Genomic DNA, 10,184 nt, shown 5'->3' on the forward strand with positions numbered 1-10,184 from the left:
GGCCTCGGCGGCGGTGGCGGCCGCGGTGGCGGCATGGGCGGTATGGGGGGCGGCGGCCGCAAAGGCGAGGGCGAGGAGGACGGCGAGCACGAGAGGCCGTCGTTCCTGGTCGAGCCCGACCCGCACGACACGTTCGGCACCAACGAGGTCACGGCCCCACCGGTGATCGGCGAATAGACCGGTGCTCGAGAAACCGCTGACGCTGCACATGGAAGCACTGGCCCGGCTGGTGCGCATGGAGAACCTTGGCGAGCTGCACGTCACGCTGAAACCGGCCGCGGTGTGGCGTCGCAAGGCCGACCAGGACCGCCTGGAGACCGAGGCGCGGAACGAGTTCCAGCGCCTCGGCCTCCTGGACCGGCGCGGCCGCGTCGAGGTCGAGGTGGCCGCGACGCTGGCGGTCCTGTGCCGCGCGGGCGCCGAGTTCTACGGCTGGATCAACGAGGGCGACAACACCAAGGGCGTACTGGCGGGCGCGATCGGCCGCGAGGCGATCCTGGCCGTCCGCAACGGCTCGACGGTGAAGATCACCCAGATCCGCCCGGAGACCCTGCCGGACGCGCTGGTGCGCCAGACCCCGGAGGTCCCCCCGTCCCGCGGCGAGGCGGTCAGCGTCCTGCGCTCGGACATGCTCGCCACGGTAGGCGGCCGCCAACGCACCGCGGCAGGCGTCGGCATGCGGCCAGCCCCGCCGGAGGTCAGGATCGTCCAGCAGGTCATCTCCCAGCCGACCACCGGCAGCGGCGAACTGTACGTCGCCGTCCGCGACCGCATGGGCCGCCGCACCCCTGCCCGCACCCCCCTCCGCTACGCCGACACCCCGACCGGCCGCTGGTTGAACTTCATGACCCCGGTCGCCGAGGGCGACGAGCGAGTCCTGGTGGCCCCCGCCACCCGCAACGACCTCGCGGCCCGCCTACAGGAAATGCACCGAACCCTAACCACGCGCTGATTAGTGCCTGTCCCATGGATCTTTGTGCGGGGGTCTGGGCCTGACCAACAGTGACCTCAGGGGAACGTGATGGCACCCAGCCACCAACCACCCACGATCCGCAACTTTCGCTGGGTCGATACCAACACTTTTAAATTCCAGGGAGGCGGACTAGTTGCTTTATGGAGACCATCGCGCTGGTGTTGGTGCTCGTCGGGTTGGGTGTGCTGGGTGGGGCGGTCGTCGGGCTGTTGCGGTTGCGGCGGGAGGTGGCCGCCACCGAGGAGCACGCCCGTCAGGTCGCCGACCGGATGAACGCGCTTCCGCCGCAGCTGACCGGTGGGTTCGGCACCGGTGACCGGCACGTGATCGTGGTCGAGTTGCTCAACCTGTTCGAGCTTGCCCATCGCGAGAGCGTGCTGACCAGGCCGTTCACCATGCTGACCCCTCGGCTGCTTCGTGACGTGGTCCACCGGAAGCTGGTCGGCAAGGTGCGGGAGTCGCTGTCGGCAGCTGGGGTGGAGGCCGATGTGCAGGTGCGCCGTGCTCGCTGAGCTGGTGGCCGTCGCCGGGGCTGTGCTCGTGCTCGGCTCCCTTGTGCTGCTTCGGGAGACCCGTGACCTGCGCAAACGGGTCCGCCGCGCCGACTGGCTGCTCACCCGCGCGGACCTCGCGATCAGCGAGGCGCAGCGGGCGAGCATCACGGTCGGCGGCCTACAGTTGGTCGATCACCTGCTGGGCACGGTTGCCGGGAATGGCGAACCCGATCCCGACGCTTCCCGCTGACCCGTCCGGGCTCGACACCGGCGAGTAGATCGCGGAGTTGATGCCGATGACCTCACCGGCACTGTTGAACAGCGGCCCGCCGGAGTTGCCCTGGTTGATCGCGGCGTCGGTCTGGATCGCCTGGTAGGACGTCGTCCCGCCACCCTGCTCCTGCCGCGTGAGCGGGAACGGGCTCTCCTGCTGCTGCTCCTCCGGCACGGTCACCTTGCGGTCCAGTGCCGACACGATGCCCGTCGTGACGGTGCCCTGCAGGCCGCCGGGTGAGCCGATGGCGATGACCTCGTCGCCGACCTTCACGTCGTCGGAGTTGCCGAAGGTCGCCGCGGTCAGGCCGCTGACACCCTCGGCCTGGATCACCGCCAGGTCGCTCGACGGGTCGGTGCCCAGCACCCGCGCGTCGACCGTGCGGCCGTCGGACAGCGTGACCGTCACCGAGGTCCCGGCCGCGACCACGTGGTTGTTGGTCAGGATCTTGCCGTCGGACGACAGGATCACGCCCGAGCCGAGGCCTTCGCCCTGCTGCGACCGCACGTTGATCTGCACGACGCTCGGCAGCACCTTCGCCGCGACCGCCGACACGTCGGTGGCCTCGGTGCCGGACGACGTGGTGCTGGACGCGGTGGTGGCGGTCGGCAGCCCGGAGGTCCGCGTCGCGGCGTCACCACCGATCAGCGCGCCGATCGTGCCGCCGAGCCCACCGGCGACGAGGGTCGCGGCGACGACCACGGCGACCGTGCCGCCGCGCATGCGCCTCGGCGGCCGTTGCCGAGGTGGCACGGGCGGCGGTGGGTACGCGGGTCCCGGGTAGGTCCACGGGGGAGTCATGTTCTCGCTCATGCCACCACGGTGCACTCGCGCCATGAGAGAACGCTGTGAGCGCGCACAGGCTTGGCTGAGAGTCGCGGCCGAGGCAGTGGGCTGAAGTGCTGAACGCATAGGGTGCTGGGGTGACCAACTCTTTCCTGAGACTGCAGGCCAGGACCCAGCGCTTCACGCTCGGCACGCCCCGCGGTTTCCAGGTCTCGCCGGACGGCTCACGCGTGCTCTTCCTGCGCTCGGCCTCCGGCGAGGACCGGCTGCATATTCTGTGGAAACTGGACGTCGCCACGGGCGAGGAGACGCGGCTCGCCGACCCGGACGTGCTGCTCGGCGGGCACGAGGAGCTGTCCCCGGAGGAGCGGACGCGGCGCGAGCGCAGCCGCGAGCAGGCCGGTGGCGTGGTCGGCGACGCGACCGACGCGGACGTGCGGATCGCCGCGTTCGCGTTGTCCGGCAAGGTGTTCGTCGCCGACGCGGTGACCGGCGAGACCCGTGAGCTGGCCACGGAGACTCCCGCGATCGACCCCAGGCCGAACCCGACGGGCACCCACGTCGCCTATGTCGCGGGCAACGCGCTGCGGGTCGTCGCGGTCGACGGGAGCGGCGACCGGGCGCTGGCCGAGCCGGACGGGCCGGACCAGGCGTGCGGTGTCGCCGAGTTCATCGCGGCCGAGGAGATGGGGCGGGCGCGCGGGTACTGGTGGTCGCCGGACGGGACCCGGCTGCTGGTCGCGTTCACCGACAGGAGCGCGGTCCGCCGGTGGCACATCGCCGACCCGGCCAACCCGGACGCCGAGCCCAACGTGGTCTCCTACCCGGCCGCGGGCACGGACAACGTGACGGTGCGGCTCGCGATCGTCGGGCTCGACGGGTCCACGGTGGACGTCGACCGCGGCGACGACGAGTACTTCGTCTCCGCGCACTGGAGCGCAGGCGGTCCGCTGTTGATCGCGCAGCAGCCGAGGGACCAGCGGCGCATGGCGGTCCGCGCGGTCGACGCGGGCACCGGCGCCACGACCGTGCTGGCCGAGGACACCGACGACCGCTGGGTGGAGATCGTGCCCGGGGTGCCCGCGTGGACCGCCGACGAGCGCCTGGTGCGGGTCGCGGTCGTCGACGGCTGGAACCGGCTCGTCGTCGACGGCAAGGAGGTCACCCCGCCCGGGCTGCAGGTGCGGTCCGTGCTCGATGTCGGTGACGACGTGCTGTTCACCGGGTCCTCGGAGGACCCGACGCAGGTGCACGTGTACCGGTGGGCAGGCGGGGACGCCGCCGGTGTCACGCAGGTGTCCACTTCGGAGGGGGTGCACACGGCGGCGCGCGGCGGGGACGTCACGGTGCTGGCGGCGTGGTCCATGGCGCACGCGGGGCCTGCGGTGTCGGTGCTGCGGGGCGCCGAGGTCGTCTGCGAGGTCGCGTCGCTCGCGGTCGAGCCGCCGCTGACGCCGGACGTGCGGCTGATGACGGTCGGCGAGCGCGACCTGCGGGTGGCGCTGCTGTACCCGACGGGGCACCAGCCGGGCACGAAGGTGCCGGTGCTGCTCGACCCGTACGGCGGGCCGCACGCGCAGCGGGTGATGTCCGCCCGCAACTCCTACCTCGGTGCACAGTGGTTGGCGGACCAGGGTTTCGCGGTGCTCATCGCGGACGGGCGCGGCACGCCGGGCCGAGGCGCCGAGTGGGAACGCGAGATCGCGTTCGACTTCGCGGGCGCGACGCTGGCCGACCAGGTCGACGCGCTGCAGGCCGTCGCGGCGGAGCACCCCGACCTCGACCTGTCCACTGTGGCCATCCGCGGCTGGTCGTACGGCGGCTACCTGTCGGCGCTGGCGGTGCTGCGGCGGCCGGACGTGTTCCACGCGGCGATCGCGGGCGCGCCGGTGACCGAGTGGCGGCTGTACGACACCCATTACACCGAGCGATATCTGGGACATCCCGATGAGAAACCCGAGGTGTACGACCGGAACTCGCTGATCGACGACGCGCCAGCGCTCGAGCGGCCGTTGCTGATCATCCACGGGCTGGCCGACGACAATGTGGTGGTGGCGCACTCGGTGCGGCTGTCGGCGGCGCTGGTCGCGGCCGGGCGGCCGCACTCGCTGCTGCCGCTGCCGGGGGTCACTCACATGACACCACAGGACGACGAGGTTGCGGAGAACTTCATGCTGATGCAGATTCGCTGGCTGCGCACGGCGCTGGGGGTGGCGTGATGGATCGCTGGGGTCTGACACTGCCGCTCACCGGCGTGCCACTTGGCGCGCACCGGGACCTGGTGCGGTCGCTGCCCGATCTGGGGTACACGGACGTGTGGTCCGCGGAGACCGCGGGCACCGACGCGTTCACGCCACTGGCGCTGGTCGCGGAATGGGCGCCGGAGCTGCGGCTCGGCACGGCGATCGCGCCGATCTACACGCGTGGCGCCGGCCTGCTCGCGATGCAGGCGGCGACGATCGCCGAACTGGCGCCTGGCCGGTTCGTGCTGGGCGTCGGCACGTCCACGCCGACGATCGTGACGAAGTGGAACGCGTTGCCGTTCGAGGCGCCGTACGCGAGGTCGCGGGACACGCTGCGGTTCCTGCGTGCCGCGCTGCGCGGCGACAAGGTGACGGAGACCTATGAGACGTTCGCGGTGTCGAAGTTCCGCCTCGAACGGCCGCCCACCCCGCCGCCGCAGGTCGTGCTGGCGGCGTTGCGGCCGGGCATGCTGCGGTTGGCGGCCCGTGAGGCCGATGGTGCGATCACGAACTGGCTGGCGCCATCGGACGTGCCAACGGTCCGGTCGGTGCTGGGTCCCGAGCCGGAGCTGGTGGCGAGGATCTTCGTGTGCCCGACCACTGACGCGGACGCCGCTCGTGGCCTCGGCCGGTTGCTGATCTCCAGTTACCTGACGGTGCCGGTGTACGCGGCGTTCCACGAGTGGCTGGGGCGCGGTGACGCCTTGCGCGGGATGCACGAGGCGTGGGCGGCGGGTGATCGAGCGGCGGCCAACGCGGCGATCCCGGACGAGGTCGTTGACGAGCTGATCGTGCACGGGCCGCCGGAGAAGTGCAGGGAACGGGTCGCCGAGTACGTCGAGCAGGGGCTGAGCACTCCGGTGATCTCGGTCCTGCCCACCGGTGACGATCCGTCGGACGTGGTGCGTTCGCTCGGGCGGAGCTGATCCTCGTGACCGCCGCCCGGCAGGTTCGGATGACCGTGCCGGGCGGCGGCGCCACCGTGATACCGGTCTCTACCAGCGGGTCAAGTATTGTGCACTTCAAGTTAGGTTGGCCTAAGAAGGAGTCCTATGCTCGCCAGTTCCGAGTCGGTCCGTGATCTCGTCACGGTGGCACTCGATGCCATGGCGGGGGCTGCTCCGGCCAGGCCCGTGCCGCCAGGCGGGCCTGCCGCGGTGGCCGCGACGCTCGACGTCGACCTCCTTCCGGACGTCGGGATCGGGGAGAAGGCGGCACTCGACCAGCTCAGCAGGCTCCTCGTCCTCGGGTCCGTCGACCCGACCCACCCGTGGTGCGCCGCGCACCTGCACGGGCCGCCGCTCGCCGTCTCGGCTGCCGCGGATCTCGTCGCCAGCATTCTCAACCCCTCCATGGACTCCTGGGACCAGGCGCCGATCGCCAGCGAGCTGGAGACCGCGCTGACCGCTGCGCTCGCTCGCCTCGTCGGGCACACCGACGCCGTGATCACCAGTGGTGGCACCGAATCCAACCTGCTCGGGCTGCTACTCGCCCGCGAGGAGCACGGCACCGTCCAAGCCGTCTGCGGGCGGAACGCGCACCACAGCATCGCCCGCGCCGCGTGGCTTCTCGGACTTCCCGCGCCACTGCTCGTCGACTGCGCGCACGGGCGGGTGCGGGTCGACCACCTCCGCGACGTGCTCGCGCGCGTCGACCGGCCAGCCGTCGTGTTCGCCACCGCCGGTACCACTGACACCGGGGCCATCGACCCCATCGCCGACATTCGTGCCGCCGCACCGGAAGCCTGGCTGCACGTCGACGCCTCCTACGGTGGTGCCGCGCTCTTCAGCGACCGGCTCGCGCCGCTGCTCGACGGGCTCGCCGACGCCGACTCGGTCGCCATCGATCTGCACAAGTTCGGCTGGCAGCCCATCGCGGCCGGGGTGCTCGCCTCCCGGCGGCCGCTCACCGCGCTGGATGTCCAGGCCGACTACCTGAACGCGGAGGACGACACCGACGCCGGGCTGCCCGACCTGCTCGGCCGGTCGCTGCGCACGTCGCGGCGACCGGACGCGTTCAAGATCGCCGTGACGTTGCGTGCCTTGGGGCGCCACGGGATGGGGGCACTCGTCGAGCACTGCTGCGCGGTCGCCGGGGCGGTCGCCGAGCTTGTCGATCGGCACCCCGGGCTGGCGTTGTGGGCCCGGCCCGAGCTGTCCACTGTGGTCTTCCGGCCGGTGGGGGCGACCGACGACGACCTCGCGGCCGTGCGGCGCCGGCTTCTCGAGGACGGCACCGCCGTGCTCGGTCGCGCCACCATCGACGGGCGGGTGTGGCTCAAGCTGACCCTGTTGCGGCCCACCGCGACCGCCGACGAGTACGCCGGTCTCCTCGACCTGGTCGCCTCGTGATCGGCAACGAGGTCGGCGGGGCCCCCTACGACCTCGTCGGTGTCGGCATCGGTCCCGCCAACCTCTCCCTCGCGGCGCTCTCGGACCCGCTCGACGGGCTGCACACCGCGTTCTTCGAGCGGGAGAGCGCGTTCCGCTGGCACCCCGGCCTGATGATCGACGGCGCCTTCCTGCAGGTGCCGTTCCTCGCCGACCTCGTGTCCCTTGTGGACCCCACGAGCCACCTGTCGTTCCTGTCGTACCTGCGGGCCCGCGAACGGCTGTACCCGTTCTACTTCGCGGAGAAGTTCCACATCCCGCGCGCGGAGTACGCCGACTACTGCGCATGGGTGAGCCGCAGGCTGCCCAACCTGCGATTCGACCAGGCCGTGCGCGCGATCCGGTGGTCGGGAGCCGACGACGCGTTCGAGCTGGACGTCGAACCGGGCGGGCGGGTGCTGGCCCGCAACGTGGTGCTCGGCGTCGGCACCGAGCCGAAGACGCCAGCGCCGCTGACGCCGTTCGCCCTGCACTCCGCCGACTACCTGCCCGCCCGCGACCGGCTCGTCGCCACCGCTGACGTCACGGTGGTCGGCTCCGGGCAGTCCGGCGCCGAGGTGTTCCTCGACCTGCTGCGGGCCCGCAAGGCCGGGCAGGGCACGCTGCGCTGGCTCACCAGGACCCCGGCGTTCGCGCCGATGGAGTACTCCAAGCTCGGACTCGAACAGTTCACCCCCGACTACACGCGCTTCTTCCACGGTCTCGACGAACCGACCCGCGACCGGCTCGTGCCCGCGCAGTGGCAGCTGCACAAGGCGATCAGCGGGGACACCATCGCCGAGATCTTCGACGAGCTGTACCAGCGGACCGTCGGCGGCGGCTGGCCGGACGTCGTGCTCGCGCCGGGGGTGGAGGTCACCGCCGCCACCGAGAACGGCGGTGGCATCGAGCTGTCGCTGCGGCACGTGCAGCAGGGCGGCCACGCCACCGTCACGACCGACGCGATCGTGTGCGCGACCGGTTACCAGGAACGGGATCTGGGTGACCTGCTCGGTCCACTCGCGACGGAACTGGACCGCGACGCGGCGGGCCGGCTGGTCGTCGACGCCGACTACCGGGTCGGCACGGCCACCCGAGGCTCGCTCTACGTGCAGAACGCGGAGCGGCACACCCACGGCGTCGGCGCGCCGGACCTCGGGCTCATCGCGTGGCGGGCCGCGACGATCCTGAACTCGGTGTGCGGCAAGAAGGTCTACCCGCTGCCGGAGCGGACCGCGTTCACCACCTTCGGATTGTGAGGACTCCAGTGCTGACGACCTGGCGGCAGGCCGGTGCCCTGATCACGCACAAGATGCTCGGCGAGCTGAGCTACGAGGGTCTGCTCGTGCCCACCGCCGATGGTGACGAGTACGTGCTCGCGCTGCCCGGGGTGACCTACCGGTTCCGCGCGCGGCGGGGTGCGTTCGAGGCGTGGCACGTGGAGCCGGACAGCGCCACCCGGGACGGCGAACCGGCATGGGACCCGGGGCAGCTCGTGGTCGACGCCAGGAAACAGCTGGGCCTCACCGGTTTGCGGCTCGCGGACGTGCTGAGCGAGCTGACCGCGACTGTCGCCAACGAGGCCGCCCGGCTCGCGCACGCGCCGACCGCGGCCGAGCTGGTCGCCATGGACTACGACCACGCGGACGGGTACCTCACCGGCCATCCCCGGCTGGTGCTCAACAAGGGCCGCGTCGGGTTCTCCGCACGGGACCGCGAACAGTACGCACCCGAGGCGGGACAGGGGTTTCCGCTGCGCTGGTTCGCGGTGCACCGCGACTTCGCGGCGTTCCGGTGCGTCGCGGACCTGTCCGAGGAACAGTTGCTGTCCGAGGAGCTGGGTGACCAGCTCGGCGAGTTCCGCGCCGGTCTGTCCACTCCGGACGACTACGTGCTCGTGCCGGTGCACCCGTGGCAGGCCGACGAGATCATCGGCACGCTCTACGCTGGTGAGCTGGCGGCGGGCACCGTCGTGCCGGTCGGGGAGAGCCGGGACACCTACCTGCCGCACCAGACCGTCCGCACGCTCGCCAACATCACCCACCCGACCCGCCGCGACGTGAAGACCGCCGTCTCGGTGCGGAACACCCTCGTCTACCGAGGGCTCGCGCAGGCCGCGACGCTCGCCGCGCCAGCGGTCACGACGTGGCTGCGCTCGGTCAGTGCCGCTGACCCGTTGCTGGACAAGGAATACCGGTTCGAGCTGCTCGGCGAGGTCGCGAGCGTGTCGGTGAGGCACCCGTTGCTCGGACATCTCGACGAGCTGCCCTACCGGTTCCACGAGACGCTCGGCGCGCTGTGGCGCGAGCCGCTGCGCACGCGGGTCGGGGCGGATGAGCGGGCACTGTCGTTTGCCGCGCTGCCCTACCGCGGCCCCGACGGTGAGGCGGTGATCACGCGGCTGATCCGTGAGTCCGGTGTGGACGCCGGGGAGTGGCTCGGCGCCTGGCTCGACCTGTTCCTCACCCCGCTGCTGCACTGGCTGCTGCGGTACGGCGTCGGGTTCTGCCCGCACGGCCAGAACCTCATCCTGATCACCGACGAGCGCGGCCTGCCGGTGCGGGTGGCGATCAAGGACTTCGCGCAGGGCGTCGACCTGATGGACGTCGAGCTGCCGGAGTACGCGACGCTGGCGCCGGAGGCGAACGCGGACATGCTGCGGTGGGCGCCGCACCTGCTCGCGCAGTCGCTGTTCAGTTCCGTGTTCGCCGGTCAGCTGCGGTTCCTGGCCGAGGTCCTGCTCGACGACCTCGGTTATCCGAGGGCCGCGCTGTGGGCGAAGGTCCGCGAGATCGTGCGCCGCTACCGCGACGAGCACCAGGAGAGCGCGGCCCGGTTCGACGCCTGCCTGCTGTTCGCCGACGACGTCGAGCGGGTCACCCTCAACCGCGAACACCTTGCGGGACAGGGGTTTGACAAGGTCGACCGCGACGACGAGTTCGACGTCCGGTTCGGCCGCGCCAGGAACCCGCTCGCCGCACCCGACCCGGACGGCGCGTGGTGATCGTCAACCCGCGCCCGCGCGGCCCCCGCACCCTCGCGGCC

At 71.7% G+C, this 10,184-nt stretch carries 9 protein-coding genes; 8 read left to right on the top strand and 1 reads right to left on the bottom strand.

Going from position 1 to position 10,184, the window contains the following annotated elements; genetic code table 11:
- Positions 1–181 precede the first annotated feature (181 nt).
- The 3 genes from WBA97_RS10900 (at position 182) to WBA97_RS10910 (ending at position 1,717) form a co-directional block, all read left to right on the top strand.
- The gene (locus tag WBA97_RS10900; protein ID WP_424230623.1) at positions 182–952 is read left to right on the top strand and encodes an ESX secretion-associated protein EspG; all 771 of its coding nucleotides are present in this window, start codon (positions 182–184) and stop codon (positions 950–952) included.
- A 161-nt stretch (positions 953–1,113) separates the two neighbouring features.
- Complete coding sequence (locus WBA97_RS10905) at positions 1,114–1,485, top strand: hypothetical protein (RefSeq protein WP_424230624.1); 372 nt, start codon at positions 1,114–1,116, stop codon at positions 1,483–1,485.
- Positions 1,475–1,717, top strand: coding sequence for a hypothetical protein (locus tag WBA97_RS10910; protein WP_424230625.1), 243 nt, complete (start codon positions 1,475–1,477; stop codon positions 1,715–1,717). The genes WBA97_RS10905 and WBA97_RS10910 overlap by 11 nt, the downstream gene beginning before the upstream one ends.
- On the opposite strand, the gene WBA97_RS10915 is transcribed toward WBA97_RS10910, so the two are convergent.
- Entirely contained in the window at positions 1,646–2,554 is a 909-nt protein-coding gene (locus WBA97_RS10915) for a S1C family serine protease (RefSeq protein WP_424230626.1), read from the bottom strand. The genes WBA97_RS10910 and WBA97_RS10915 overlap by 72 nt on opposite strands.
- Positions 2,555–2,664: 110 nt before the next feature.
- On the opposite strand from WBA97_RS10915, the gene WBA97_RS10920 reads away from it, so the two are divergent.
- The 5 genes from WBA97_RS10920 to WBA97_RS10940 all read left to right on the top strand — a co-directional run bounded on the left by WBA97_RS10920 (position 2,665) and on the right by WBA97_RS10940 (position 10,143).
- Complete coding sequence (locus tag WBA97_RS10920) at positions 2,665–4,746, top strand: prolyl oligopeptidase family serine peptidase (RefSeq protein WP_424230627.1); 2,082 nt, start codon at positions 2,665–2,667, stop codon at positions 4,744–4,746.
- Complete coding sequence (locus tag WBA97_RS10925) at positions 4,746–5,696, top strand: LLM class F420-dependent oxidoreductase (protein WP_424230628.1); 951 nt, start codon at positions 4,746–4,748, stop codon at positions 5,694–5,696. Before WBA97_RS10920 ends, WBA97_RS10925 begins: the two co-directional genes overlap by 1 nt.
- 126 nt (positions 5,697–5,822) lie before the next feature.
- Entirely contained in the window at positions 5,823–7,121 is a 1,299-nt protein-coding gene (locus tag WBA97_RS10930) for a pyridoxal phosphate-dependent decarboxylase family protein (protein WP_424230629.1), read from the top strand.
- A complete protein-coding gene (locus tag WBA97_RS10935; protein ID WP_424230630.1) occupies positions 7,118–8,398 on the top strand; it encodes a lysine N(6)-hydroxylase/L-ornithine N(5)-oxygenase family protein in 1,281 nt (426 codons plus the stop codon). Before WBA97_RS10930 ends, WBA97_RS10935 begins: the two co-directional genes overlap by 4 nt.
- Before the next feature lie 53 nt (positions 8,399–8,451).
- Complete coding sequence (locus WBA97_RS10940; protein ID WP_424230631.1) at positions 8,452–10,143, top strand: IucA/IucC family protein; 1,692 nt, start codon at positions 8,452–8,454, stop codon at positions 10,141–10,143.
- Positions 10,144–10,184: the final 41 nt, after the last annotated feature.

It is taken from the genome of Actinophytocola sp., from assembly GCF_049647105.1.
Taxonomy (GTDB): Bacteria; Actinomycetota; Actinomycetes; order Mycobacteriales; family Pseudonocardiaceae; genus Actinophytocola.